General features: G+C 49.8%; 24 protein-coding genes. 13 read left to right on the top strand and 11 right to left on the bottom strand.

The window, feature by feature from the left end; translation table 11 throughout:
- Positions 1-116: 116 nt before the first annotated feature.
- Positions 117-1,241, bottom strand: a complete 1,125-nt coding sequence (locus tag ACYVUU_RS00550; RefSeq protein WP_484499627.1) for a 5-methyltetrahydropteroyltriglutamate--homocysteine S-methyltransferase — start codon at positions 1,239-1,241, stop codon at positions 117-119.
- Between the two features lie 179 nt (positions 1,242-1,420).
- A complete protein-coding gene (locus tag ACYVUU_RS00545; RefSeq protein WP_484499626.1) occupies positions 1,421-1,684 on the bottom strand; it encodes a hypothetical protein in 264 nt (87 codons plus the stop codon).
- 117 nt (positions 1,685-1,801) lie between these two features.
- Here ACYVUU_RS00545 and ACYVUU_RS00540 point away from each other — a divergent pair, with 117 nt between their 5' ends.
- The 12 genes from ACYVUU_RS00540 (at position 1,802) to ACYVUU_RS00485 (ending at position 15,455) form a co-directional block, all read left to right on the top strand.
- Positions 1,802-2,716, top strand: coding sequence for a LysR family transcriptional regulator (locus tag ACYVUU_RS00540; RefSeq protein ID WP_439775098.1), 915 nt, complete (start codon positions 1,802-1,804; stop codon positions 2,714-2,716).
- 233 nt (positions 2,717-2,949) lie between these two features.
- Entirely contained in the window at positions 2,950-3,651 is a 702-nt protein-coding gene (locus ACYVUU_RS00535; protein WP_484499625.1) for a hypothetical protein, read from the top strand.
- A gap of 81 nt (positions 3,652-3,732) precedes the next feature.
- Positions 3,733-5,640, top strand: coding sequence for an endonuclease MutS2 (locus ACYVUU_RS00530; protein ID WP_484499624.1), 1,908 nt, complete (start codon positions 3,733-3,735; stop codon positions 5,638-5,640).
- 181 nt (positions 5,641-5,821) lie between these two features.
- On the top strand, positions 5,822-6,991 hold the full coding sequence (locus ACYVUU_RS00525; RefSeq protein ID WP_484499312.1) for a hypothetical protein: 1,170 nt from the start codon (positions 5,822-5,824) through the stop codon (positions 6,989-6,991).
- On the top strand, positions 6,978-8,540 hold the full coding sequence (locus ACYVUU_RS00520; protein WP_484499313.1) for an ATP-binding cassette domain-containing protein: 1,563 nt from the start codon (positions 6,978-6,980) through the stop codon (positions 8,538-8,540). Before ACYVUU_RS00525 ends, ACYVUU_RS00520 begins: the two co-directional genes overlap by 14 nt.
- Complete coding sequence (locus ACYVUU_RS00515) at positions 8,537-10,114, top strand: ATP-binding cassette domain-containing protein (RefSeq protein ID WP_439775218.1); 1,578 nt, start codon at positions 8,537-8,539, stop codon at positions 10,112-10,114. The genes ACYVUU_RS00520 and ACYVUU_RS00515 overlap by 4 nt, the downstream gene beginning before the upstream one ends.
- Positions 10,115-10,275: 161 nt before the next feature.
- Positions 10,276-11,871, top strand: coding sequence for an acyl-CoA dehydrogenase family protein (locus tag ACYVUU_RS00510; protein WP_439775219.1), 1,596 nt, complete (start codon positions 10,276-10,278; stop codon positions 11,869-11,871).
- A gap of 200 nt (positions 11,872-12,071) precedes the next feature.
- Positions 12,072-12,911 (top strand): Rpn family recombination-promoting nuclease/putative transposase, encoded by an 840-nt coding sequence (locus ACYVUU_RS00505; RefSeq protein ID WP_484499314.1) that lies wholly within the window; start codon positions 12,072-12,074, stop codon positions 12,909-12,911.
- 149 nt (positions 12,912-13,060) lie between these two features.
- Positions 13,061-13,243: a hypothetical protein gene (locus ACYVUU_RS00500; protein ID WP_484499315.1), complete on the top strand. Its 183-nt coding sequence runs from the start codon at positions 13,061-13,063 to the stop codon at positions 13,241-13,243.
- A gap of 108 nt (positions 13,244-13,351) precedes the next feature.
- Positions 13,352-13,657, top strand: a complete 306-nt coding sequence (locus ACYVUU_RS00495) for a hypothetical protein (RefSeq protein WP_484499623.1) — start codon at positions 13,352-13,354, stop codon at positions 13,655-13,657.
- A gap of 412 nt (positions 13,658-14,069) precedes the next feature.
- Positions 14,070-14,549 (top strand): S-ribosylhomocysteine lyase, encoded by a 480-nt coding sequence (locus ACYVUU_RS00490; RefSeq protein ID WP_484499622.1) that lies wholly within the window; start codon positions 14,070-14,072, stop codon positions 14,547-14,549.
- A gap of 24 nt (positions 14,550-14,573) precedes the next feature.
- On the top strand, positions 14,574-15,455 hold the full coding sequence (locus ACYVUU_RS00485; RefSeq protein WP_484499621.1) for a MetQ/NlpA family ABC transporter substrate-binding protein: 882 nt from the start codon (positions 14,574-14,576) through the stop codon (positions 15,453-15,455).
- A gap of 44 nt (positions 15,456-15,499) precedes the next feature.
- On the opposite strand, the gene ACYVUU_RS00480 is transcribed toward ACYVUU_RS00485, so the two are convergent.
- A complete protein-coding gene (locus ACYVUU_RS00480) occupies positions 15,500-15,931 on the bottom strand; it encodes a peptide deformylase (protein WP_484499317.1) in 432 nt (143 codons plus the stop codon).
- A 225-nt stretch (positions 15,932-16,156) separates the two neighbouring features.
- On the opposite strand from ACYVUU_RS00480, the gene ACYVUU_RS00475 reads away from it, so the two are divergent.
- A complete protein-coding gene (locus ACYVUU_RS00475; RefSeq protein ID WP_439775227.1) occupies positions 16,157-17,158 on the top strand; it encodes a D-2-hydroxyacid dehydrogenase in 1,002 nt (333 codons plus the stop codon).
- A 230-nt stretch (positions 17,159-17,388) separates the two neighbouring features.
- Here the strand turns inward: ACYVUU_RS00475 and ACYVUU_RS00470 are convergent, their stop codons facing one another.
- The 8 genes from ACYVUU_RS00470 to ACYVUU_RS00435 all read right to left on the bottom strand — a co-directional run bounded on the left by ACYVUU_RS00470 (position 17,389) and on the right by ACYVUU_RS00435 (position 25,004).
- A complete protein-coding gene (locus tag ACYVUU_RS00470) occupies positions 17,389-17,943 on the bottom strand; it encodes a cob(I)yrinic acid a,c-diamide adenosyltransferase (protein ID WP_484499620.1) in 555 nt (184 codons plus the stop codon).
- Positions 17,924-18,484, bottom strand: a complete 561-nt coding sequence (locus tag ACYVUU_RS00465) for an ECF transporter S component (RefSeq protein ID WP_484499619.1) — start codon at positions 18,482-18,484, stop codon at positions 17,924-17,926. The genes ACYVUU_RS00470 and ACYVUU_RS00465 overlap by 20 nt, the downstream gene beginning before the upstream one ends.
- 1 nt (position 18,485) lies before the next feature.
- On the bottom strand, positions 18,486-18,914 hold the full coding sequence (locus tag ACYVUU_RS00460; protein WP_439775230.1) for a DUF4430 domain-containing protein: 429 nt from the start codon (positions 18,912-18,914) through the stop codon (positions 18,486-18,488).
- A 63-nt stretch (positions 18,915-18,977) separates the two neighbouring features.
- Positions 18,978-21,197 (bottom strand): ribonucleoside-triphosphate reductase, adenosylcobalamin-dependent, encoded by a 2,220-nt coding sequence (gene nrdJ, locus ACYVUU_RS00455; RefSeq protein ID WP_484499618.1) that lies wholly within the window; start codon positions 21,195-21,197, stop codon positions 18,978-18,980.
- Positions 21,198-21,483: 286 nt separating this feature from the next.
- Positions 21,484-22,341 carry an aldo/keto reductase gene (locus ACYVUU_RS00450; RefSeq protein WP_484499617.1) on the bottom strand — a complete coding sequence of 286 codons (858 nt, stop codon included), beginning with the start codon at positions 22,339-22,341 and terminating at the stop codon, positions 21,484-21,486.
- A gap of 119 nt (positions 22,342-22,460) precedes the next feature.
- A complete protein-coding gene (locus ACYVUU_RS00445; RefSeq protein WP_439775233.1) occupies positions 22,461-23,369 on the bottom strand; it encodes an L-lactate dehydrogenase in 909 nt (302 codons plus the stop codon).
- 180 nt (positions 23,370-23,549) lie between these two features.
- Positions 23,550-24,089, bottom strand: a complete 540-nt coding sequence (locus ACYVUU_RS00440) for a hypothetical protein (RefSeq protein ID WP_484499319.1) — start codon at positions 24,087-24,089, stop codon at positions 23,550-23,552.
- An 87-nt stretch (positions 24,090-24,176) separates the two neighbouring features.
- Positions 24,177-25,004 (bottom strand): exodeoxyribonuclease III, encoded by an 828-nt coding sequence (locus ACYVUU_RS00435; RefSeq protein WP_484499320.1) that lies wholly within the window; start codon positions 25,002-25,004, stop codon positions 24,177-24,179.
- Positions 25,005-25,022 lie beyond the last annotated feature (18 nt).

Genomic DNA, 25,022 nt, shown 5'->3' with positions numbered 1-25,022 from the left:
TTTTTCCTCCAGCAAAAATTGAAATTCACATATACGAATACAAGAAAATGATACCATAGCATACGCATAAAGGAAATATCAAAAAGATGCCCCGCGCAAGGAGGCATCCCTATTGATTATTCAGCGTCTGGCCAAACTTCCTTAGCCGTGTCGATGACCAGCTTGATCTTGGCCCATTGTTCTTCATCAGTCAAGTGGTTGCCTTCTTCAGTTGAGGCAAAGCCGCACTGGGTGCTGAGAGCCGTAGTAGCCAATGGGTGGTACTGGCCTGCTTCCTTGATCCGGGCCTTCAAAGCTTCCGGGTCTTCCAATTCCGGCTTCTTGCTGGTTACCAGGCCCAAAACAACTACCTTGTCAGCCGGCACTTCAGCCAAAGGAGCGAAGTCGCCTGACCGGTCGTCGTCAAATTCCAGGTAGAAGGCGTCCACCCCTTTTTCCTTGAAGACGTAAGGAGCAGCTGGGCCGTAGCCACCTTCTGAAGCCCAAGTTGAGTCGTAGTTGCCCCGGCAGATGTGGGTCGTGATCCGCAAATCCTCTGGCAGGTCAACCAAGGCATTTTCATTGATTTCCTTGTAAAGCTGCAGGATTTCTTCGCGCTTAAGGTGGCCTTCGTCAAAAGCATGCCAGAAACTGTCGTTGACCAAGACGCCCCAAGTACAGTCGTCCAGCTTGATGTCGCGGGCACCATGCTTGTACAAGTCCAAAATCAATTCCCGGTAGACCTTGGAAACGTCCTTGGCCAGTTCTGCCCGGTCTGGGTAAACGGCATCAGTAGCCGCGATCAATTCATCGTTGCGGCAGATCAATTCACAGTAGAGCTGAGCTGGGGCAGGGATACTCTGCCGGGCTTCAACGCCAGCCGCATCCGCCAAAGGCTTGAGGAAGTCAAAAGCTGCTACGTCCGGGTGGCCGGCTTCATAAGTCAATTTGCCAACCAACTTGGCGGCGTCTGGCCGGGTTTCTTCATCATGGAAGAAGTAGCCATGATCAGCCCGCACGTGTTCTACCCCGCCAAAGCCCCAGAAGGTATCCAAGTGCCAATAGCTGCGGCGGAATTCCCCATCAGAAACCACCTTCAAGCCGGCAGCGACTTCTTTTTGCACCAGGTCTTTGATTTCCTGGTCTTCTACGGCCGTAAGCTCGGCCTGGCTGATTTCGCCGCGGGCAAATTTTTCCCGGGCTTCCTTTAATGCTGCTGGACGCAAGAAACTGCCGACAATATCGTAACGTGGAAATGACATCTGAATTACCTCCGAAGTTTTTAAATCGTATTTTTAATTTGCTCTTAATGCTTGTTATTATAGCCAGATCTCGTTATGATTGAAAATAGCTATTTTTATCACTTATCGATAGATTTAAGCTATGGATGGTTAAAAGAAAGAGCCAGCCGATCCAAAAGTGGGTCAGCTGGCCCGCACAGCTAGACAAACCTCGTGGAGTGGTGCCGCCAGTTTTCGTCAAAATCGATGATTGTCACTTCCGCGTAACGGTGGTCACCACCGCCAAAGGCAAAGTAACCGCCAATAGCTCCCATAAAGGTCATCAAGGTCTTAAACTCAGATGAGGTTGGGCATCTCACGTAAAAAGAGTGGGTGTCCTCAAGGATGGTATAAGTGATTCTAGGCGCGACTCTCTTCATGAGCTTGAACAGTTCCTGTAAGTCAGCAACTTTTTTATCTTCCATCGTTATTCGCCTCCGATTTTATGTCATGCACATAACTTATTACGCGTATTCTAAGGCCATTTATCAGACAAAACAAGTACCAGTTTATTTTTATTCCAGAAAGCAAGAGGTTCAACCATGCGCATCCAGCAACTGCTCTATCTGCAAAAAGTCGTCGCCCTCGGCAACATGACCGAGGCAGCCAAAGAGCTTTTCATCGCCCAGCCCACCCTGTCCAGCGCCATCAAGCAGCTGGAAAAAGAAATGGGGATCACCATCCTGATCCGGGGCAAAAAAGGGGTTAGCTTGACTGAAGATGGCCGGGAGTTCATGCAGTACGCCCAGCAGATCCTGGACCAGGTCCAGCTGCTTGAGCGCCGCTACGGTGACCAGGCCAGCGCGCCAAAGATTTTTTCCGTGGCAGCCCAGCACTATGCTTTCGCCGTTGACGCTTTCGTCCAGCTGTTAAAAGAAATCGGCCAGAGCGACTACCAGGCCAGCCTCAAAGAAATGCGGACCTATGAAGTCATCGAAGACGTGGCCAACCTCCACAGCGAGATCGGCATCGTCTACCTCAGCCGCTACAACCGCCAGGTCATGGAAAACAGCTTCCAGGAAAAGGAGCTCAGCTTTACCCCCCTTTTTAAGGCCCGCCCCCACGTCTTTTTATACAGAAACCATCCCCTGGCCGGCAAAAAATCTATCTCTTTAGCCGACCTCTTGCCCTACCCCAAGCTCAGCTACGACCAGGGCCAGCACAATTCCTTCTATTACTGGGAAGAAACCCTGGCTGACCAGCACTCACCAAAATCCATTATTGTCAGCGACCGGGCCACCCTGTTTAACCTGGCAATCGGCTTAAACGGCTATACCATCTCTTCAGGGATCATCAACGCTGACTTAAACGGGGACGACATCATCGCCCGGCCTTTGATCAGCGATGAATACATTGAAATCGGCTACCTGACCAACCGCCTGCACCAGCTCTCTTCCATCGGGCAAAAGTACCTGGGCTACTTAAGAGAAAGCATTGCAAAGAATGCTAAAAACTAACTTAATTTATTTCTAATAAGGGTCAGCTGCTATTTTCTTAAAAAATCCCGTCTCCGCTTAATTTAAATAACTTTGCGGCCTATACAAGGTTTGCCAAACGGCTATTTTGTAGTAAAATTAAAAGATATAAGCGGGCTTAGCGTTTTGCTTTGAGCCAGATAAATTTTAACTTAGCATTAATCAAGCATTTTTTCAGCTCGGAAGAAATGCCAACACTGGAGGTTTAGACAACTATGGGTTGGATACTTTTAATTTTAATCATCATCATCTGCGTCGGTACCTACATCAACTCCCGCAATGAAAAGAAGAAGCAATCCCAGCTGTGGGCACAGCGTCAAAAGGACAGCTATGTTCCGCCAATGCCGATCATCAGTCTGGAGACCGTTGACGGTGCAAACAAGCTGGTTGTCAAGAACGACTCAAGCGTCTACTTCACTCAATATGAAAAGGGCAAGGCTCCTTGGCCAGGCGGCGTTGAAAACTTCAGCGTCTACTACGACAAGGATACTAAGCACTTGTTGATCTTGTCATTGGTACAAGAAAACGACAACATCGACTTCGGTGAAGTTGACCCTGAAGCAACTGAAAAGTTCCTGGCTGTCTTCCAAAGCGTTGGCGGTCACCTGGCTCAGCACTACGAATTGCTGACCTTGAACAAGGTTGACTCCAGCGACCTCAACCTGGCAGTCAAGTCCAGCCCGGCCAAGGTTTACTTCTACACTGAAAAGTCAGTAACTGACGGCAAGAAGCGCCTGTACTTCTCACCAGACCCGACTTCAACCGCCTACAAGCTTTTGGGCGTGGCAGTCAGCGATGGCAGCAATGGTGAAAAGAGCATCGACCTCAGCCTGGAAACCTTCAAAGGCGTTAAGGGCTCAATCTACACCACCCTGTCAGATGCCGGCGTGAAGGACCTGCAGGAAAACTTTGCCTAATTAAAGCAGAATAATATCAACCGGTCTCCAACTTTTTTGGAGACCGGTTTTTTTACGCATATCAGATTAAAGGAAAATTAGATGACTGAATTTTTTGAAAACGACCAATTGCAATTTGTACAAGTCCTTACCCAAGTAGCGTCTTACGCCAAGTCCCACGAAGCTAAAAACTTGCTTCTGCAAGCCCAGCCATTGACCAAGCCGGCAGCCGTTGTCCACTTACTCGACGAAACAGAAGAAGGTACGCGGCTCTTAGAGCGGCGCTTGCAGCTGCCGTTTGTTTCTTCAGATTCCCTTTTGCCATTGATCAATCGCGCTCAGAGGGGACTCCTTCTATCAGCAGATGATTTGGAAAAAGTTGCTGATTATCTCCGGGTCTGTGAATTGCTGCAACGCTTTTTGTGCAGAGAAAAAGATCTGGTTCCAATCCTTAATTCCTATGGTGAAGAGCTCCAGCTTTTTCCAAAACTGGTTGAACAGATTTATCAGTCAATAGAACATGGTCAAGTTGCCGACAGCGCTGACCGCGACTTGAGGCGGCTGCGGCGACAAGAACGGGAACTGAACCAGGAAATAAAAGACGCCGCTGGTAAGTTGCTGCAAAGCAAGAAAGTCAGCCAAAGTTTGCAAGAACAGCGGCTGGTAGAAAAAGATGGCCACTTGACTCTGCCCGTCAAAAGCAGCTTTAAAAAGGCAATCGCTGGACGAATCATCGCTTATTCGGCCAATGGGCAGACTGCCTTCATTCTTCCACGCAAGCTGGACCAACTAAGCAGCGAAAAGATTGCTGTCAAGGGACAAATTGAAGCTATTGAAGCGATGATACTCGGACAACTGACCGCTGCCGTCTATGAAGAAAGCCACGACCTATTACGTAACATTGATATCGTCGCGGCAATTGATCAAATTATGGCCCGGGCACGGTATAGCCGGGAGCTAAATGGCAAGCGGGCCAGATTAAATCAGACAAATCAGCTGCTTTTACGGGGGATGCGGCATCCCCTGCTTAAAAATCCCGTTCCACTTGACCTGGAAATCGAGTCACCAGTTCGCGGCTTGATCATTACTGGACCAAATGCCGGTGGCAAAACCGCCACTTTAAAAACCTGCGGCCTGGCTATCATGATGACAGAGATTGGGCTTTATCTGCCTAGCCGGGAAATCTGCGACATTCCTGTCAGCCAGCAAATTTTCAGCCAAATTGGTGACCAACAGGACCTAGATAACTCCCTGTCGACCTTCTCAGCAGAAATGACCAATATTGCCGAAATTGTCACTCACGCTCAAAGCCGCAGTCTGGTTTTGCTCGATGAACTGGGAAGTGGCACTGACCCTGATGAGGGAGCTGCTATTGCTATTTCCGTCTTGCAAGCCCTGCAACTTAAGGGATGCTTGGTTTTAGCCACGACCCACTACAGTAAGATCAAGGACTATGCCGTTAAGCATCCAAATTACCGGACCGCGTCAATGGACTTCAATGCTGACACTCTCACCCCAACATACCGTCTGCTCTTAGACCAAGTCGGCCAGAGCCGGGCTTTTTGGATCGCTCAAAAAGTAGGGATGCCAAAAGAAATTATCGACCAGGCGCAAAAAGTTTTAGCCGGTCAATTGCCACTCAACAGCAGCACGGTCGTTTTGAAAGAAAAAGCCACTGGCAAAATAGTCAAAACACATTTTTGCAAAGGAGACGTGGTCTACGCGGGCAATCTGGAAAAAGAGGGTATTTTCTACGCTTTGGAAGCAGACCGAACCTTAGCCAAAATTTTTATCAACAAACAATTTTATGTCGTTCCCGTTAAGCGGCTGAAATTACGGCGAAAAGCTGCCGACCTTTATCCAGAGGGTTATAACCTGGACCTGCTCTTCATAAGCGACTGGCAAGAATATAAATTTAACAAGGACTTGAACCGCGGGAGCAAAAAAGCTTATAAGAAATTAACAAAGTATGAGCAAGAAGTGAAAAGCAATAGTAATGAAAATAGTTAATGTTTTCTGCTTATACCGGTTGAACAGGCTATAGAATTGGATTAAAATTACTAAAAAATGATAAAGAGGTGATAACAATGGATTTGGAACAAGTAATTGAAGATTTAGACAACAACACGATTTCTTATTTTTCAGATATCGTGCTTTCATGGAATCACAATGTAATTACTAAGGGAAGAGCATGAAATTTGAATCATTTTTAAGTTCTTTCAAGTCAGGAGATTCTTCATGGCAAGAATCTCCTGTTTTGTTTGAAAGAATACAATACGCAAAAGAAACAGTTTTACAAAACAAACCCGCTCACAGCAGAAGTCTAAAAGCACCTGAATTCTTAACGGACTTCGGGCTGCGTAAATCGACATCACAATTCTACTTTATTGAACAAGTCAGCAAAAAGCTTGGGATAACTTTGCCAACCGAAGAAGAGATCGTAGCCCAGCTCATGACAATTGATATCTTCGACCTGGCAACTTGGATTGATTCTATCGTAATGATCCTCGGCTACTATTCGTCTTGTCACTCAGTGGTCACACTCCGGCAAGATGAATTATGTCAGATAGATTCCCCAGCCGATTTGGTAAAACTCGCTACGCTTTGCGGTATTGAGAGGGATGCCAGATTAGCAGAAATAATTTTTAACTTAGCTTTAGATAAAGCAGAGGAACCTGAAATTCAAAGACTGATACTTCATCGCTTGTGCGTCTTAAAACTAAAACGTACTAATAATACTGAGGATTTTTATAAAACGATGTCAGTCTTGACCTCTAAAATGATTCTTCAAGATCAAACTGAGGAATCTTTAGTTCTTATTGACAACTTACTTGCGCTAGCTCTAATTTCTACCGCCGATAATCACTATCAGCATCTGCAAGACGCCCGTCTTCTGTTGCTTAGTGCCAGTACAATTCTAAGCAGCTGTATTACCACAAGCGATGCTGCCAACACTACATTGATTTCTGAGCTTGTTCGTTATTATAGTCAAGTTTCAATTAATCAAGTTCAATTAGAACTAGAGTTGCAAAACTATGATCTTGCCAAAGAAATCATAAAAAACAGCATCAAACTGACTTCTGCGTATAACAGTGAGTATTTAGCTGAAGAATTTGCTACAGCTGCTTATATTGACTACAAGACCGAAGATTTTTCACTTGCCATATCTGGCAGCATAGATGCTCTATCAGAATACCGGCAGTTGGGCGATGTTTTAGGTATAAAAAGAATGAAACAAATCTTAGCAGCCTCTCTAGCAAAACTAGGTCTAAAAAAAGATGCCGAAACCGTTATGCAACTCATATCCCAAGATCCTTTAGGAGAAAAAGACTACACCATTTTTACTCATGACTTTACGTAAACTAATCAACAGCAACCGGGGCCGCTTCGCCATAATCTTTGCCCTGCTGGTCATGACCCAGGTCATCGACGTTACTTCAACTTACCTGTTCTCGCCAATGGTCAACCAAGTTTCCGCCGGCCGTTTTAACATTTTTTGTAGCCTGCTTCTGATTCAGTTTGCCCTGGCCTTAGTACTGAACTTGGCTTTCAACGGGGCCAACTACCTCTTCAGCAAGCAGACCCAGCAGTATCTGCACGGCGTCAGAGACAGACTGGCTGACCACTATTACCAACAGCCTGCCGGCGTCTCCGAAATGACCAACCACTTTAGCCAAGACCTTGACACCTTGACTTACGATTACGCGACTGTTCTCTTTTACTTGATCTGTGACGTTATCAACGCGCTTATGGTTGTCGCCAGCCTCTTGTCTTTTCACTGGCTCCTGCTCCTGGCCAGCCTCTTAACTACCGTGACTTCCTTCGCGATTGCCCGCTTATTGGAAAAATACAGCAACCAGGCCACTGATCAATTGTCAGTTGCCAACCAGCACTTTTTAGCGACTATTGCCCAATGGACTGCCGGCCTGGCAGAACTTCGCCGCTATTTTGCCAAAAGCCCTTATCAAAAAGCCTTGCTTAAGTCCGGCCAAGAGCTGGCCGACCGGCAAGTCAGCCGCCGCAAGATCAACAGCCAGATCCAGTGCCTGCAAAGCCTTAGCAACGCCTTAGGCACAGTCAGCATCCCCCTCATCGCCGGCTTCCTCTTCTTTAAAGGACAAATGTCCTTAGGCGGCGTCATTGCGGCTGGTTATTTCGCCAGCAGTATTTTTTCCGTCCTGGAAAACATCGCCGGCAGCTATTCTTATCTGAACTCGACCAAAAGCCTGCGCCAGCGGCTTAGCCGCCTGCAGGAAAGCAAGAAAAATGACAATCTGCAGCCGGTCAGCTTGATGGCCCAAATCGAGATTAACCAGGTCTCCCTAACCCGCAGCAAGCAGCTTCTGTCCTACCCCGATTTGACCATCCATGCTGGTGAAAAAATCCTCATCACTGGCGACAGCGGCAGTGGTAAAAGCACCCTGCTAAAACTGCTTTTAGGTGATTTACAAGCTGAAAGAGGCCAGATCGTTTTTAAAGACGCTGCTGGCCAAGCCTTCCAGCCGGATCCTTACTCAATCGGCTATCTGGCCCAGGACCTGGTCCTGTTCCCCGCGACTTTGGCGGAAAACGTGACCATGCATACCCCTGGCCTAAGTGCTGATCCAAAAGATTACCTGGAAGAAGTCGGCCTCAAGCTTGATCCCCAGCGCCAGATTACTTCAGACGATTTGACCCTGTCCGGCGGTCAAAAGCAAAAACTGGCTCTTGCCCGGACTTTAAGCCATAACTTTCCCCTGCTTTTGCTGGATGAGTCACTCAGCGCGGTTGACCGGACTGGCCAGGACCAAATCTTGCAGACTCTTTGCCAATTGCCGGCAACCGTCATCTTCGTTGCCCACAATTTAAGCCCTGAACAAAAAGCCCGCTTTGACCGGGAAATCAGCTTAGCTAGAAAGAAGCATGTATGACTTTTAAAGAATTTTACCTCCGCAAACCAGTCAAAAGCAGCCTGCTCTTCCTGGCCGCGGCTTTAAGCTCCTTGCTGCTGGTCGGGTCTTCTTACGCCTTGACCCTGGAATTCAATGCTTTAAGAAACCGGCAGCCCGTGCTTTTTGCCCAAATGCTGGCCCTGCAGCTGGCCTGCTTGGCCTTCAGTGCCCTGCTCACCTACTACGGCAACCTGGCCCTGGAAAAGCTGATCCAAAGCTACCTGCAGCAGATCCGGCAAGAGCTTGCCCTGCATATATTCAATGATGGCCAAGCAAACGATCCAGCCCAGGCGCAAAACCAGCTGCTTAAGGAAGGAGACCTGCTAACTGTCAGCTACCTTCGCAATATTTACAGCAGCTTTAAGGCCGGCATGACGGTCCTGGCTGCCGGCGGCGCTCTGCTCAGTTTTCACTGGAGCCTCTTCATCGCCTGCCTCATCTTTGCCTTGATGCAGATCTACCTTCCCCGCCTGCTTGACCGCCAGCTCAACCATGCCAATCAAAGACTGGCCGCGCAGAACCAGGCCTATCTCAAGCTTCTTGGCGACTGGCTGCTCGGCCTTGGCGACTTGCACCGCTGCCTATCCTTAGCCTGGTTTAAGGAAAAAGCCGGCCTGGCCGCCAAGGAGCTAGAAGATGCTCATGTGCACAAAAGCGCCGTCTCTGCCCTCTTGGATTACCTCAATCAGCTGGCATATTCTCTTGGCAGCAGCTTGATCCTGCTCTTGACCGCCTTTTTGGTCATCCAACACTGGACGGCTTTTGGCCTGCTCAGCAGCATTGCTTCTTTTAACAGTGACTTTTTTGGCAATCTGCAGAACGCGGCTGACTACTTAGGCGAAATTTCCGGCAGCCGCCAGCTGCGGCAAGACCTGCTTAAGCAAAGAGAAGCTGTCCCGGAGAAAAAAGAGACCGGCCAAGCTCCAGCTGCTTTTGCCAGCAGTCCTTTAACCGTTGACTTTAACGGCCTCACCCTGGTTTACCCGGCCATCAAGCTGCAGCCTGGAGAAAAAGTTTTGCTGACCGGCGCCAGCGGCCGGGGGAAAAGTACTTTTTTCAAGCTGCTCTTAGGTGAAGTCAAGGCAGCCAGTGGAGAAATTCACTATCTGGACCAGAAGGGGCAGGCCATTCAGCCCAACTTGAGTCAAATCGGCTATCTCCCCCAGGATCCCCAGCTTTTCCCCGGCAGCGTTGCCGAAAACATGACCATGTTCAATCCAGATTTAAGCGATCAAGACTTGCTCCGCCAAACAGCAGACCAGGTGAACTTAAGTGAGGACCTGCATCTTTGGCCGGCCGGGCTTGATACAAGAGTTGCCGTAGAAAACAGCAATGTTTCTGGCGGCCAGCGGCAAAAAATCGTTCTGGCCCGCAGCTATCTTTACCACAGCCAGCTGCTTTTGATCGATGAAGGCACCAGCGCTATTGACCAGGCCGCCACGCGGGAGATTATTGCCCGCTTGCTCAAGACGGATAAAACGATCATGTTCGTCGCCCACAATCTGACCGCGGAAAGCCGCCAGCTTTTTGACCGCGAAATTCAACTTGATTAACCTGGAAAGGTTCACGAAAGTGAGCCTTTTTTATTCTCCTATTGCGCATTGCTACTAGTTCGTGATAGTATATTAACTATAAAAGCGTTTTCTTTATTTTGACTGCACAAAATAAAAATTACTACTTTTCTATATAATAAAAGAATGATGAGGATACTAGCATGACTAACGAAACCGAACTTTTGCAAGCCGTTCAGCAATTGGCAGACAAGGACGTAGCGCCTTTTGACCTGCAGATCGACCGCCAGGCCAAGCTGCCAAACGGCCTTTTCCAGAAGATCGTTGACCTGGGCCTTTTGCGGGCAAAAATTCCCAAGGAATATGGCGGACTGGACGTCTCTGCCATGACCGCCGGCAAGATCGTCAACATCCTGGCCAAGGCCAACGCCAGTGTCGGCGTAATGCTGGAAGGCCACTACAAGAGCTGTGACCAGCTGGCTAAGTACGGCACTGACGCTGCTAAGGAGCGCTACTTTGCCTGGGGTGCCCAAGCCATCCTTGGCTTCTCCAACACTGAACCAGAAGGCGGCTCAGACCCAAGCAAGCACCAGTCCTACGCGGTTGAAAAGGACGGCCGCTGGATCATCAACGGCGACAAGGTCATGATTACCAACGGGACCCTGGCTCAAGTCTACTCAGTCAATGTGAAGACCGGTCCTGACGAATACTCTGTCTTTATCGTGGACAAGGGGATGCCAGGCTTCTCCTTCGGCTATGTTGAAAAGTTTATCGGCTTGCGGGGGATTCCTTGCGGTGAAGTTGTCATGAACCAGATCGAAGTTGGTCCAGAAAACATGCTGGGCAAGCGGGGGCAAGGTTTGGAAATTGCCAACAACGCCCACGATGATGCCCGCTACTTGATGGGGGCCGTTTTGACTGGGATCCAGGAACACGCCCTTGATATTGCCAAAAACTACGCGGCTAAGCGCAAGTCAGGCAATACCCTGCTTAAGGACATGCAAGTTACTCAATACAAGATCAGCAAGATTGCAACCAACAAGGAACTGACCCGTTTGGTTTACGAGGAAGCTGCCCGCCGTAAGGATGCCGGCCTGCCATACATGGAACAATCCGCTATGGCCAAGTGCTTCGGCAGCAAGGCAGCGGTTGAATCCTGCGACTTGACCCTGCAAATCATGGGCGGCTACGGCTACAGCGCTGAATTTGCCCCAGAACACCTGGTAAGAGACGCCAGAGCCATGGAAATCGCTGAAGGCACGATCGAAAAGATGTACACGGAAATCAGCAATGCTGAAATGGCTGATGTACCAAGCCAGGAAGTGGCAAGAAAGCAGGCTGACTTGACTGACCTTGACCAGATCCTGCCGCTTTTAGAAGCAGCCAAGACTCCAGCCGGCGCGGTTGACGCGGTAAGCAGCCCATCACAAGCAGCCGGCCTGCCAAAGGCCAAGATCGTTCTGGCTCTGGGCCGCGGTGCCAACCAACCAGAAACTATCGCTCTGGCCAAGCAAGTAGCTGAAAAGCTGGGCGCTGAAATCGGGGTTACCAGACCAATGGTCGGCTCAGACTTCAACCGTGGCCAGCAACTCGGCGTCAACGGCCACAAGATCAAGCCACAAGTTTTGATCAACCTGGGGATTGCCGGCGCGCCGCAATACACCTTTACTGTTGACCATGCTGAAAACATCATCTCCGTCAACACTAACCCGAACGCTATCGTCTTCGAAGACTCAGACTACCGCTACGTCGGCAGCACTTACGACTTCTTGAAGGAACTGCTCAACCGTTTGGGCTAAAAATTAATAACCGCCAGCCGCTGGTATTTAACCGCGGCTGGCGGTTTTTTCTTTACTCTGAGCAAGTAGTGTAAAGAGTTTTGGGACTTTTTCGCCATTTCCTTCAAATAAATTGAATTTGTCAGAAAATTTTTGCCGAAAAAACGTACTAGTAAATGGAGGGGGAAAAATAGCTTACTAGTGAAAGGATGTTTTATAATATGAGCAAGGAAAATAATTTGAACCAGTACGAACCGATTGGCATTACTGACGATTTTATGTTTTTCGCGGTGATGAGCGATGAACAGATCTGCACCCGGCTCTTGCAAGAATTGCTGCCAGAACTCAAGATTAAAAAGGTAACGACAAAAGCCCAGTCACAAATCAAGGGTGGCCGTGAAGATAAGGCTATCCGGTTGGATATCCAGGCTTTTGACGAACAAGGGCGAATCTACGACATCGAAATGCAGCTGTCGCGGGATTTTCAACCAAAACGGAGCCGCTATTACAAGGCTTTGGTTGACATGACCACTTTGCTGGCCGGGACTGACTATGATGATTTGCCACCGATGTTCGTAATTATCTTCTCTCCCTTTGACCAGTTCGGGGACAAGGAGCGTGTTTCAGATTACATCGTGTATTGTCCGAAAACACACCGGGCACTTGGCGATGGCACTCACGTCGTCTACGTCAACTCAAAGGGAGTGAACGGCAAAGTCAGTCCGACCATGCAGAAGTTCTTGGATCTGATGAATGGACAAGTTGACCGCAAGAATGCTCTGATTAATGACATCGCCAAGAAGATGGATTACTACAATCATAATCAAGAATGGAGGGCGAACAGATTGGAATACGAGACAACTTTACGCCATGAGCACAAGCTCGGAGTTGATGAAGGTCGCAAGCAAGGAATTGATGAAGGTGTTGACAAAGCAAAAGTAGCTGATGCTCTGAGCGTAATGGTAAAGTTTAATGTATCAGCTGAGCAGGCCTTGGATGCATTGGGCGTTCCAAAGTCTGACCAACCCAAGTACTTACAGATGATGAAAGAAAAAGCTTAATCATTCAAAAACGAAGCCGCACATTAAAGCGGCTTCGTTTTTTGTTTTGATATATAGTGTGAAAAACTTATACACAATTAAGATATAGAGTTATAATTGTCTTGACGTCAAAAGTAAAAAACATATTTTTTGAAATGGAGTGAGAAAAAATGATTTTAGCTGAGGTAGCTTACAACATCTGGCCAGTCCTGCTTGCCCAACTGGTTGGCATCATCATCTTCTTCGTGATTACCTACTACTTTGCCAAGTTCCTGGTTATCAAACTGACCCCCTTAGTCCTCAAGATCAAGCGCGAGGAAGAAGCCAAGCAGGACCACGGCCAAGACGATTAGCTGGCTTGGATAATTTCCACTTGTATGCCGTTAGAAACAGAACTATAATTCCAGGTATTAATCCCGTATTTGTTGTTTTCTAGGAAAGTAAATTTTTGAGGTATTATCATGGTTCCAAACAGTTTGTTAATCAGCATCTTCGCGTCAGGGCTGCTGCTTGGCTTTATTTTGGCTGTACCTTTTGCGCCAAAACTGCAAGAAATTAGAGACTTCTTCCGTTACCGGATTGGTTATTGGAACATGCTGATTCCTATCGGAATCATCGTAGTTACCAACGCGGCAGCCTATAGCATGTTGAACATCGCCGGACTGGCTCTTCTAGGCCCCTTTGACTTGATCTTCATTGGCGCGACGATTGCCGACTATTTGCGGGACCGGAAATTTAATTCCGGCAAGCAAAAACAAGACGATTAGCCGGCTTAGACAATTTTTGCCGCGAAAGGTTGACAAGCGGCCATCGTTATTATATTATGATTAAAAAATGAAAACACGTTGACAAGGAAAAGATAAGTAGCTGGTCAAATCTTCTTTCAGAGAGGCGCGGTGGCTGAAAAGCGCTGAAGAGGCCCCGGCGAACATGGTCTTTGAGTCATACGGGAGGCGAGCACTAGCAAGCTTCCCGCGGGAGGCGCCCGATACCGCGCCCGAGTATAACTCCGCCCAGGCGGAGCGTACTTAAAGGCGGTCTTTTTTAGACCGTGAAGATGGGTGGTAACACGCTAATACGTCCCTGAGCGAAAGCATTTTCGTTCAGGGACTTTTTTTGTCACGTTTTTTCAAGTAATTTAGTCAACCAGTATTTTTTAGAAAAAAGGAGATTATCATCATGGCTAAAGTAGAAAGTTTTGAATTGGATCACACTAAAGTTAAGGCACCTTACGTCCGCTTGATCACCGTTGAAGAAGGCCCTAATGGCGACAAGATCTCCAACTTCGACCTCCGCCTGGTGCAGCCTAACGAAAACGCCATCCCAACTGGCGGCCTGCACACCATTGAACACCTCCTGGCCAGCCTCCTGCGCGACCGCTTAGACGGCGTCATCGACTGCTCCCCATTCGGCTGCCGGACCGGTTTCCACTTGATTACCTGGGGTGAACACACGACCACTGAAGTAGCCAAGGCCCTGCGCGACTCCCTCAAGGCCATCAGAGACGACATCACTTGGGAAGACGTGCCTGGCACCACCATCGAAAGCTGCGGCAACTACCGCGACCACTCCCTCTTCAGCGCCAAGGAATGGTGCAATGATATCCTGAAGAAGGGCATCAGCGACGACCCATTTAACCGCCACGTGGTTGAAGACTAGTTTTTATTTTTAGGAGCAAAAATCATGAGAAGAAAGAAAAAGCAGCAACGGCTCATCGCCGCCGCCATCGCCCTCGTCGTCATCATTGCCGCCTTCTTCGCCCTGCGCCTGACTTCTTCCCGGCAAACGGCCAAGAGCCAGACGACTACCGTCACTGTCGGCTCCATCGGCCCCGACGTCCAAGTCTGGCAGCACATCGCCAAGAGCAGCCAGGCCAAAAAGCTGGGCCTTAAGATCAAGGTGAAGGCTTTTACCGACGGGCCCAGCCTCCTGCGGGCAACCTCTGACGGCAGCATCAACGTCAGTGCCTTTGCTTCCTGGGCCTACCTGGAAGCCTACAACAAGTCCAAGAGCAATACCGGCCAGCAAGTAGCCTTGGCCACAACCTACCTGGAGCCAATGGGTATCTACTCATCCAAGTACAAGAAGCTCTCCGACCTGCCTAAAGGCGCGACCATTGCCCTGGCCAACAACGCCGCCAACGAAGCCAGAGGGCTCCTGCTTTTGCAAAGCGCCGGCCTGATTAAGCTGAAGAAAAACTTTGACTCAGCCAGCGGCAACACCAACGACATTGTTTCCAACCCCAAGAAGTTCAAGTTCAAGCTGATCGATGATACCACCGGCCCCCGGGTCATCAAGTCCGTCGACGCCGTCCTCATCGGCAACACCATCGCCCTGGCCGGCAACTTGAACGTGCTGAAGGACTCCCTTTACCACGAAAAGATCGACCAGAGCACCAAGAACAACATCAATGTCCTGGCCACCGCTAAGAAAAGCAAGAACAATGCCGCTTACAAGAAGCTGGGCAAGCTCTACCATAACAAGCAGATCCAGAAGTGGATCGCCAAGAAATACTCCGGCACCAAGGTCGAAGTCAACAAGCCGGTTTCCTACTTGACCGATTAAAAAAGCTGAGCCGTTTGGCCCAGCTTTTTGCTTTCCTGCCTTAATTAAATTAATTTGCCCTTGCAGTGGTCGACTTCATGTTGGATGGTTTCCGCCACAAAGCCTGTAAAGGCCTGCCCATGCTCTTTTAAATCCATGTCCTGGTACTTGACCGTGATTTCTTCATAGCGGTCAACTGACCGCTCTCCCGTCAAAGACAGGCAGCCTTCTTTTGCCAGGTAGTGGCCGGATCTTTTAACGATCTTAGGGTTGAGCATAACTATAGGTAAAAAGCCGGCGTTTACCGCGATAATCGCCTTGTTTACCCCAATCATGTTGGCAGCCAGGCCAGCGGCGGGCGGCAGGCCGTCAACGCTTTCCCGGTGGGCCAGCAGGGTGTCCAGCAGGTCCTGGGCCGCTTGCCGGTCACTGGCAGCTGCTTTAGCTGCCGGCTGACTTAAACGGAGGGGGTCGTGGATGATTTTTTGCACTGTCATTTTTCTTGCTCCTTTATTTGCTAAAACCAGTTTAAAGGGTCTGGAGCTTTTTGACAAATATAGTTTGTGAAAAACGTTCACGTTCACGAACTAGCGGCAAGCTATTCGCTTAGTATAGCGCTTACAATAAAAATATTTGCTCAAATACTCACATTTTAGTTTTTTACCCGGCGATTTTGTGCTAAGATTATCAATGTAAGAGCAAGAATAACGGAGGGACAATTAATGACTAAAATTTTTGCTTACGCAATTCGTGAAGATGAAAAGCCATTCTTGAAGGAATGGGAAGACGCTCACAAGGACGTCGAAGTTGAATACACTGACAAGCTTTTGACTCCAGAAACTGCTGCTTTGGCAAAGGGTGCTGACGGTGTTGTTGTTTACCAACAACTTGACTACACCGCTGAAACTCTGCAAGCTTTGGCAGACAACGGCATCACTAAGATGAGCCTGCGTAACGTTGGTGTTGACAACATCGACATGGCTAAGGCTAAGGAACTTGGCTTCCAAATCACCAACGTTCCAGTTTACTCACCAGACGCTATCGCAGAACACGCTGCTATCCAAGCTGCCCGCATCCTGCGTCAAGACAAGCGTATGGACGAAAAGGTTGCCCGTCACGACCTGCGTTGGGCACCAACTATCGGCCGTGAAGTTCGCGACCAAGTTGTCGGTGTTGTAGGTACTGGCCACATCGGTCAAGTTTTCATGCAAATCATGGAAGGCTTCGGCGCTAAGGTTATCGCTTACGACATCTTCCGCAACCCAGAATTGGAAAAGAAGGGCTACTACGTAGACTCACTTGACGACCTGTACAAGCAAGCTGACGTTATTTCCCTGCACGTTCCTGACGTTCCAGCTAACGTTCACATGATCAACGACAAGTCAATTGCTGAAATGAAGCAAGACGTAGTTATCGTTAACGTATCACGTGGTCCATTGGTTGACACTGACGCTGTTATCCGTGGTTTGGACTCAGGCAAGGTCTTCGGTTACGTAATGGACGTTTACGAAGGTGAAGTTGGCGTCTTCAACGAAGACTGGGAAGGCAAGGAATTCCCAGACGCACGTTTGGCTGACTTGATCGCTCGTCCAAACGTTCTGGTAACTCCACACACTGCTTTCTACACTACTCACGCTGTTCGCAACATGGTAGTTAAGGCCTTCGACAACAACCTTGAATTGGTTGAAGGCAAGGAAGCTGAAACTCCAGTTAAGGTTGGCTAATCTAGCCGCTTAGAAATCCCTTTTTTAAAACTTACAGATTTTCTTACAACAATCTACTTAAAAATTACTTACATTACTTTACAAACACATACTTTTAAACTTATCCATTAAAAGCTAAAACGAAAACCCGCGGGGCCTTCTCACCCGCGGGTTTTTGCTTGCTGATTTGTAGAAGAAAAAGTGTTGGATGCTTGCTCTCTAAGTCATCCAACACTTTTTAATTTGCTTGCTTATTTTTTCGGACGTCGGGCAGGCTTGCTCTTAACGTCAGCCACGCCCTCTAAAAGGTTGGCATAGCGAGCCATGACGAACAGGTAGTCTGACAGGCGGTTTAGATACTTGAGGCTGTCGCTCTTGACCTCCCCGCTTTCGTCCGCATACAGCACGCAGACCCGCTCGCTGGTCCGGGCCAGTGCCCGGGCATACTGGAGGTTGGCGCTGGTCTTTGACCCGCCAGGCAGGATGAATTCCTTCATTTCCGGCAATTCTTCCGTCCAGGCATCAATCTGCTCTTCCATGTAAGTCACTTCAGCCAAAGTAATCGTATGGTGCCGCTTGACCACCAGGTCAGCCTGCAATTCATACAGTTCCCGCTCCAGCTTGATCAGCTTTTCTTCCAATCTCTGGCAGGCCGGAGAAAGGTTGGCCACCGTAACCCCCAGCCAGGACTGCAGCTCATCGAGAGCTCCCAGTGTCTGGATCTGCGGGGTGTATTTGGCAACCATCTTGCCGGTAACCTGCTTGGTTTTCCCCTGGTCGCCGACTTTAGTGTAGACTTTGAGCATTTTGCTTCCACCCTGCTTTCTTTTTAAACCGGTCCAGGCCCAAAATCAATGGCAGATAAAGGATAGGATAAAAGGCCAGGTTGCCGGCGGCGTGATACAAGTCAAAGGTCAGGCCGCTGACCCAGTAGGCGATGAAAGCTGCCCAGCCGCCCCAGCCAGCCATGCCCAGGCTGACGAAGAAGCCGTATTCCAGGCCCAGAAAGCCGACCAGGAGCTCCTGCAGCCAGTAGAATTTCCGGCTTTTCAGCGGCAAAAGCCTGGCAAATAATGCCACGGTCAAGGCGCAGGCCGCGTAGGCAAAAATCTGCGGCAAGGTCCAAATTCCAAAGCCCAGGAAGATGTTGGAGATCACCATGACCAAAACGGCCAGGAGAATCCCCGTCCCTGCCCCCAGTTCCAGCGTGGCTAGCATGATAATATCAGTCACTGGCTGGACATTGGGGATATCGATAATTTTAAAGATCCGCAAAACCACGCACATCGCCGTTAGCAGGGCCAGCAGGGTCAGCCTTTGCAGCTGGTAGCGTTCCTTGGTCTGCATCTTAGTATTGCTTCAGAGTGAAGACAACCTTGGACTTGTTCTTGGTCAGCTTGTCCTTGTCAGCCGCTACCTTGGCCATCTTGCCGTTAACTGTGTAAGTCCAGTAGAGCTTCTTCTTTTCGTCGCCCAGCCCCTTGATCTTGGTGATGAAGACGCCGTATGAAGATTTAGTGTAGCTGACCTTCCAGGCCTTTTTCAAAACAGTGAAGACGCTCGTCCCTTTCTTGACCTTGAAGGTCTTCTTGGCTACAGTCTGCTTGTTCTTGGCCTTGGTCGTGTCCTTCAAAGTGTAGGTCACGCTGATTTGCTTGGCCTTAGCCGTCTTGGTGGTCTTAGCTGCTTGCACGCTTTGCCTTTGGACAGGCTGGCTGGCAAAAAGGCCCACGAAGGCTGCCAAGGCAACTACGACTGCTAAAATCTTCTTTTTCATCTTTTGTTTCTCCCGTTTTTTATTTCAGTTTTATTTTTGTCTTTTATTTTTTCTTTATCTGCCTTACTTAACTGGGCAGGCGCCGCCTTCACAGTCAGTCTGGTCGACCAGTTCCAGGTCCTTGACGTCGCTATTCAGCTGGCTGAAGACCTCTTCCACGTCGCCGGTGATTTCCCGGCTGCGCTTTTCATAAGTCTCCTTGTCGATCGGTTCCTTTGGCGCTTGCTGGAGCGATCCGCCAAAGTATGGCAAAAGCGAGGTCGACTTGGTGATGAAGCGGTACTGGCGGAGCAAGGATTCAACCTGGTCTGCTTCAGAATCCTGGAAAGTAATCGTGCAGGAAACCGCGTTGTCCGACCAGTAAGTCTGCAAGAAGGCCTGGGTAGCAAATTGTTCCGCGATTGAAACCGTGCCGGCTGAAGCAAAGTTAGGGTTATCCGCCCCTACCGCCTTGATCGGAAATTCCACGCAGGTCGTGTTTTCCGTGTAGATATCTGCTTCCGTCCGGTAGCCGCAGGCCTTCAAGGCTGGCAAAAGCGGGTCAGAATCCTGGAAACGGATCCGCTGGATCAAGTAAGCACCGTAGTGGAAGTGCATGCCTTCACTGGCCCCGGCCAGCTTAGCCACCGTGCCTGACGGCTTGACCGTGGTGTGCTTGATTGATTCATTGCAGCCCAAAGTCTTGCTGTAGGCCTGATCAGCCTTGACCACTGCCTTGTAAAGGTGATCAACCGCCTTGATGGCCCGCTTGTCGTAGACTGGCACCTTAATGGCTTCATGGGTTTCCGGGTCAAAGTCATCCTTGAAGCCAGTGACCACCCGGTTGCCCAGTCTGGTCAAGAGCCAGTCCTGGATCCCGGACATGGAGATCCCGATCCGGCGGTTCTTTTGAATTATTTCCCGGGAAATTTCCCAGTCATAAGGACTAAAAGTTACCCGCTTGGTGTAGCGGGCCGCCAAGGCAAAGACTTCCTGCAGGTCCCAGCCCTGTTCTTCCGCGATCAGCGGGAAGACTTCAAAGAGGTTGCAAGGTTCCCCGTTGGCCAGGGAGATCTCCCCGCAAGGGTTGGTCCCTTCCACGTCCCCGTCAATTCCGGCCTGGTAGCCATCAATGATCCGGCCATAGTTCTTGGACAAGTCCAGGTTCACGATCCCCGGCTCCCCGTTTTCCCGGATCCCGGCAGCGATTGGCTGGTAGCCGCTGAAGGCTGAGTCAACCGCCACGCTGTTGTTGGATGCCCAGCGGTGGTGCATCAGCTTCTCCTGGTCCTGCTTCATGGAAATGAAGTCCTGGTCGTCGTTTGAGCCCAGGGCCAGTTCGGCTGACCGGCGGACATTGCCAGCCACGACTGCCTTGCCGATCAAGTTGCAGATGTCAGTGGCATCGACAGCCGTAAGACGGCCGCCGGCCTTATTGTTCAAGACTTCGTTGACGTCCAGCAGCATGGAGATCAAAGGCATTGGGCCGGAAGCCGTGCCGCCGAAACCGTGGATCTCTGCCCCGTAAGGACGGATGTCAGACAAGTCCAGGATCAGCTTTTGCTTGCGGTCCGGGTTGGTTTGGGCAAAGTGGAGGTCGATCAAGAGGGCATTAGCCAAAACCCAGCCTTCCCGGGTGTCCGGCAGGCGGTAGTAGATGCTGTCAGAATCTTGGACCAATTCATTTTTGCCAACGGCCCCAACCTTGACGGAAGCATCGTAAGATTCACTGGTCTCGTCGATTACCAGCTGCAGGTCGATGGCAAAATCGACCCGGGGGATCTGGCTGATGTTGGATCTGGCAACTGAGAAGCCAACCCCGCCCCCCTTCATCAGTTCGTCAAAGAGGAAGGAGAAAGGCATGGAGACAGCCTTTTCCTGCTTGCTAAGATAGCTGGGCACAATCTTGCTGTCCCCGTACTTTTGCGGGCGGATAGCCACAAACCAGCAGTTGTTCAAGGAATCCCCGGTCCGTCTTTGGTAGTCGGTCCCGGAAATCCACAAGTTCCGGCCAGATGGCGTCGCACCCAAACCGTAGATCAGCTTGTAGAGCCGTTCAGCTTCTTCAGTCAGGCTCTGCTTCAGTTCCAGACTTGGGGAGTCCTTGAGCCGGGGATCCAGGTTGATGTTTCCTTCAACCACCCGCTTGACGGTTTCATCCCAGTTTTCACTCCGCCCCTTTTCCGGCAGCCAGCGGGCATAGGTCCGCTTGTAGGTTACCCAGCCCAGCTTGCCCCAGTGGGGTTTTACACTCTTTTTCACCCGGTCGACAAATTCAGCCGAGAGCGATATTTCTTCACTCATCTTCTCAGATCCTTTCTGCTTGTCTCATTATTTTCTAAGCACTCCATATGTTAGCAGTCTTCCTGTGAAACACAATATCTAGTATCGTGTAACCAGGCGAACACGAGAAAATGTATGTCGGTTCAATTCAAACCCCGTAAGCCTTCAGCCACCGAAAAAATTTTTTCAAAAAAATTTTTGCAATTTTCGTTCGGCTTTTGCGAATATATACAAAAACACTGCATAAATACCAGACAGGTTTCTGGTACGTTGTGCAGTCTTTTTCATAAAAATTTTCAGTTTTTCGCTAAAATTCAGCTTGGTCCGGATCCAAAACCGGCTGCCCGATCCCTTGCAGGCCATCCAGCTTGGTCATGTCGTCTTCGGTAAGTTCAAAGTCAAAGACTTCGGCGTTGGCCTCGATGTAGTCCGGGTGGACTGACTTTGGCAACGGCAAGAAGCCATGCTGCAGGGACCAGCGGATCAAAACCTGGGCGCTGGACTTGCCATACTTGGCCCCAACTGCCTTGATGGTCTCATTGCCCAAAAGGCCACCCGTCCCCAAAGGACTGTAAGCCTCGCTCAAAAGGCCATATTCCTTGTTAGCGGCCGTTACTTCCGCTTGCAGGTCATTTGGGTTAAGGCAGATCTGGTTGACCACAGGCTTGATTTCTGCCGTCTTCAAGAGGGCTTCCAGGTGGTGGCGGCGGAAGTTGGAAACACCGATCGCCCGGATCTTGCCAGCCTGAACAGCTTCTTCCATGGCCCGCCAGGCTTCCGCGTTGGCTTCTGCCCAGTGGTCCCGGACAGCAACCGGATTTGGCCAGTGGATCAAGTACAGGTCCAGGTAGTCCGTGTCTAGTTTGAGCAGGCTGTCGTCAATAGCGGCCTTGGCTCCTTCATAGCTGTGGGACCCGTTCCAGAGCTTGCTGGTCACGAACAAGTCGCCCCTCTTAACCCCGCTCTTCTTGATGGCCCGGCCCACGCTCGCCTCATTGCCATAAGCCGCGGCCGTGTCGATATGCCGGTAGCCGGCATTCAAGGCTGCTTCAACTGCTTCTTGAGCCACGTCGCCATCTGGCGTCTGCCAGGTCCCGAAACCAATCACGGGAATTTTGACCCCGTTGGCCAATTCGTAAGTATCTTCCAAACCGTGCAAAGTCATTTTTTGCCTCCTGTCAAACATGCTACTTACTTTTTGTAATTTAGTTTATTATAACAAAAATCCTCCCTGACGGGAGGATTTTCTAACATCTTGACTTTACTTTTAAAGTTTTTGTTTTTTTATTCCAAGCTGGCCAGACTGTCCTTCAGCTTCTTGGCAGAAGCTTCCAATTTGGCCTGTTCATCAGCTGGCAAATCCAAAACTGGTACTTCTTCTACCCCATGCTTGCCAACGATTGAAGGGTAGCCGATGTAGGTCCCCAAGGATTCAACGTAGCAGCTGGTTGGGCCGTAGAACTTGGCGTCAGAGAAGACTGCTCTGGCCAAACGAACCGCGCAGGTAGCAACAGCGTAGCAAGTGTAGCCCTTGCCCTTGCCAACCTTGAAAGCATTGTCCTTGCTCAAGCGGTCCATTTCTTCTTTCTCTTCTTCATTGAAGAGGTCCTTGGCTGGCCGGTTGTTGACCCAGACGGTTGACCAGGCCGTAAACTGGCTGGACCCGTGCTCGCCCAGGTTGAAGCCGGACACGTTTCTTGGGTCCTGGCCCAACTTTTCCCCGACGACCCGCTGCATTCTGGAAGTATCCAGGAAGGTCCCGGTCCCAAAGACTTGATTCTTTGGCAGGCCGGTCACCTTTTGCAAGATAGAAGTTACCACGTCGCAAGGATTGGAGATGTTGATGATGACGCCCTTGAAGCCGCTGTCCTTGATCTTCTGGCCAACTTCAACCGCGTTCTTGGTGTTGATCGGGAATTCCGCGAAACGGTCACCAGTCGTGATTGAGGCCGCCACGTCACCAAAAGCGGTGATGATCAAGTCGGTGTCCGCCAATTCCTTCCAGTCGCCCCACTTGACGTTGACGTAGAAGTCATTTCTGCCCAGGGTGTCGCGCAGGTCGCCCCATTCAGCCTGGCACTTGGTCTCATTCTTGTCCAGCAAGACCAATTCGTCTGCTACCCCGTGCGTAAAGAGAATAAAGGCCGCCGTGGCCCCAACGTGTCCCATGCCGATCACTGCTACTTTTCTCATCAAAGATTCCTCCTTGCTTTTTAATATATCGTCAATTATTTTTTCATAATTAACAATAAAACAAGTTTGGCCAAAGTGCAAGCTTTACTTAATTAAAAAAGTTTGAACCTGGTTAAAAATTATGAAAAGAAAGTCACGGCAAAAGAAAAAGGACTTCCATAAAAATGAAAGTCCTTCTGCTTAATCTGTAAAACTGAATTCCAGCGGATCCTGGCCAGCGCTCAAAGATACTGAGCTTGGGCCGTTTCTCTTCAAGCGGCCCAGGGGGTAGAAGCCCTGGCTGTAGTTCTTGTCGCTGGCAAAAATCAGCAGCTTGTCACTGGCTGGATCATAGCCGATCTCGCCCGTAATGGCATGGGTCAATTCCTGCCCCTTAGGGGTTGGCAGGTTAACCTTCTGCGTGCTGACGAGCAAGCCGTCCTTCTTGCTGGCCTTGAAATTCAAGTCAACCTTCTTCTTCTTCCACTGCTTGAGCAGGCTGATCGTGGTTGGTGACTTGGGCAGGATGCCAGTAATCTTGCTCTTCTTGCCGGTCAATTCCACCTTCAAGTTCTTGAAGTGGTGGTTGTCCGTTGACTTGACTGCCTTCTGGTACTCTGAGGTATCGAAGGCGTCTGAACTGCTTTCTGCTTTCTGGCCACCGCTGCTGAAGGCCATAATCGCCGTGCCGGCAAAAATGACCAGGATCAGACCGATGACCCCTTTTTCTAATCTCTTCATATACACATACGCCTCATATACTAATACTAAAATTCTTTGCTAAAAGTTCTTTGTTTTTTCATCCTCTAACTTCTAATTGTAACCGAATTATAGATTAATTTCCAATAAAATTGGACAATGATCCGCTCTTTCCCCAGTCGCGATCATTTCCGACTTCTCCACCTGGTCGGCCAGGCGGTTGGAGACCAGCCAGTAGTCGATTCTCCAGCCGGAATTATTGGCCTTGGCCGTCCGCACCCGCTGGGCCCACCAGGAGTAGACCCCTTCAACCTGGCCATGGATCTGGCGGAAGGTATCCGTGAAGCCCGCTGCTAAAAGCTGGCCAAAGCCGGCTCTTTCTTCATCCGTAAAGCCGGCTGAATGGTGGTTTGACTCCGGATGCTTCAAGTCGATTTCCTGGTAGGCGGCATTGAAGTCCCCGCTGGCTAAAACCGGCTTCTTTTTGTCCAATTCTTCAAGGTAGGCCCGGTAGCACTTATCCCATTCCTGCCGGTCGCCCAAGCGGACCAAGCCGTTGCCGGCATTTGGCGTGTAGACCTGGGTCACGTAAAAGTCCGGGAATTCCAGGGTCAGGATCCGGCCCTCAAAGTCCATCGGCTCCGGGGCCCCGATTTCCGGCCGGGTCACCACCGGATCCAGGCCCTTTTTGTATAAAAACATCGTGCCCGCGTAACCCTTCCGGGCTGGCTCCACGCTGGAGCGCCAAACGAAGTCATATTCCGGGAAAAGGTCAGCCAGGGCAGCCTGGTGCTTCTTGCTTGGCCCGCTGGCTGGCAGCTTGGTTTCCTGCAGGGCCAGGACGTCTGGATCCAGGTCATGCAAGTTCTTCAAGACCCCCCGGGTCATTTCCGCCCGCGGGGAGGTCCCCGTCAAGGCCGCGTTCAATGAGTCGATGTTCCAAGAAATCAGTCGCATTTTATCTTCACTTTCTGT

This window comes from Lactobacillus sp. WILCCON 0058, from assembly GCF_057198005.1.
The sequence above is the reverse complement of the archived record's forward strand: the minus strand, read 5'-3'. Positions and strand labels throughout refer to the sequence as shown.

Bases quoted from the DNA above. Each gene is read 5' to 3' on its own strand.
- ACYVUU_RS00550 (WP_484499627.1), bottom strand. From the start codon at position 1,241: ATGTCATTTCCACGTTACGATATTGTCGGCAGTTTCTTGCGTCCAGCA.
- ACYVUU_RS00545 (WP_484499626.1), bottom strand. From the start codon at position 1,684: ATGGAAGATAAAAAAGTTGCTGACTTACAGGAACTGTTCAAGCTCATG.
- ACYVUU_RS00540 (WP_439775098.1), top strand. From the start codon at position 1,802: ATGCGCATCCAGCAACTGCTCTATCTGCAAAAAGTCGTCGCCCTCGGC.
- ACYVUU_RS00535 (WP_484499625.1), top strand. From the start codon at position 2,950: ATGGGTTGGATACTTTTAATTTTAATCATCATCATCTGCGTCGGTACC.
- ACYVUU_RS00530 (WP_484499624.1), top strand. From the start codon at position 3,733: ATGACTGAATTTTTTGAAAACGACCAATTGCAATTTGTACAAGTCCTT.
- ACYVUU_RS00525 (WP_484499312.1), top strand. From the start codon at position 5,822: ATGAAATTTGAATCATTTTTAAGTTCTTTCAAGTCAGGAGATTCTTCA.
- ACYVUU_RS00520 (WP_484499313.1), top strand. From the start codon at position 6,978: ATGACTTTACGTAAACTAATCAACAGCAACCGGGGCCGCTTCGCCATA.
- ACYVUU_RS00515 (WP_439775218.1), top strand. From the start codon at position 8,537: ATGACTTTTAAAGAATTTTACCTCCGCAAACCAGTCAAAAGCAGCCTG.
- ACYVUU_RS00510 (WP_439775219.1), top strand. From the start codon at position 10,276: ATGACTAACGAAACCGAACTTTTGCAAGCCGTTCAGCAATTGGCAGAC.
- ACYVUU_RS00505 (WP_484499314.1), top strand. From the start codon at position 12,072: ATGAGCAAGGAAAATAATTTGAACCAGTACGAACCGATTGGCATTACT.
- ACYVUU_RS00500 (WP_484499315.1), top strand. From the start codon at position 13,061: ATGATTTTAGCTGAGGTAGCTTACAACATCTGGCCAGTCCTGCTTGCC.
- ACYVUU_RS00495 (WP_484499623.1), top strand. From the start codon at position 13,352: ATGGTTCCAAACAGTTTGTTAATCAGCATCTTCGCGTCAGGGCTGCTG.
- ACYVUU_RS00490 (WP_484499622.1), top strand. From the start codon at position 14,070: ATGGCTAAAGTAGAAAGTTTTGAATTGGATCACACTAAAGTTAAGGCA.
- ACYVUU_RS00485 (WP_484499621.1), top strand. From the start codon at position 14,574: ATGAGAAGAAAGAAAAAGCAGCAACGGCTCATCGCCGCCGCCATCGCC.
- ACYVUU_RS00480 (WP_484499317.1), bottom strand. From the start codon at position 15,931: ATGACAGTGCAAAAAATCATCCACGACCCCCTCCGTTTAAGTCAGCCG.
- ACYVUU_RS00475 (WP_439775227.1), top strand. From the start codon at position 16,157: ATGACTAAAATTTTTGCTTACGCAATTCGTGAAGATGAAAAGCCATTC.
- ACYVUU_RS00470 (WP_484499620.1), bottom strand. From the start codon at position 17,943: ATGCTCAAAGTCTACACTAAAGTCGGCGACCAGGGGAAAACCAAGCAG.
- ACYVUU_RS00465 (WP_484499619.1), bottom strand. From the start codon at position 18,484: ATGCAGACCAAGGAACGCTACCAGCTGCAAAGGCTGACCCTGCTGGCC.
- ACYVUU_RS00460 (WP_439775230.1), bottom strand. From the start codon at position 18,914: ATGAAAAAGAAGATTTTAGCAGTCGTAGTTGCCTTGGCAGCCTTCGTG.
- nrdJ (WP_484499618.1), bottom strand. From the start codon at position 21,197: ATGAGTGAAGAAATATCGCTCTCGGCTGAATTTGTCGACCGGGTGAAA.
- ACYVUU_RS00450 (WP_484499617.1), bottom strand. From the start codon at position 22,341: ATGACTTTGCACGGTTTGGAAGATACTTACGAATTGGCCAACGGGGTC.
- ACYVUU_RS00445 (WP_439775233.1), bottom strand. From the start codon at position 23,369: ATGAGAAAAGTAGCAGTGATCGGCATGGGACACGTTGGGGCCACGGCG.
- ACYVUU_RS00440 (WP_484499319.1), bottom strand. From the start codon at position 24,089: ATGAAGAGATTAGAAAAAGGGGTCATCGGTCTGATCCTGGTCATTTTT.
- ACYVUU_RS00435 (WP_484499320.1), bottom strand. From the start codon at position 25,004: ATGCGACTGATTTCTTGGAACATCGACTCATTGAACGCGGCCTTGACG.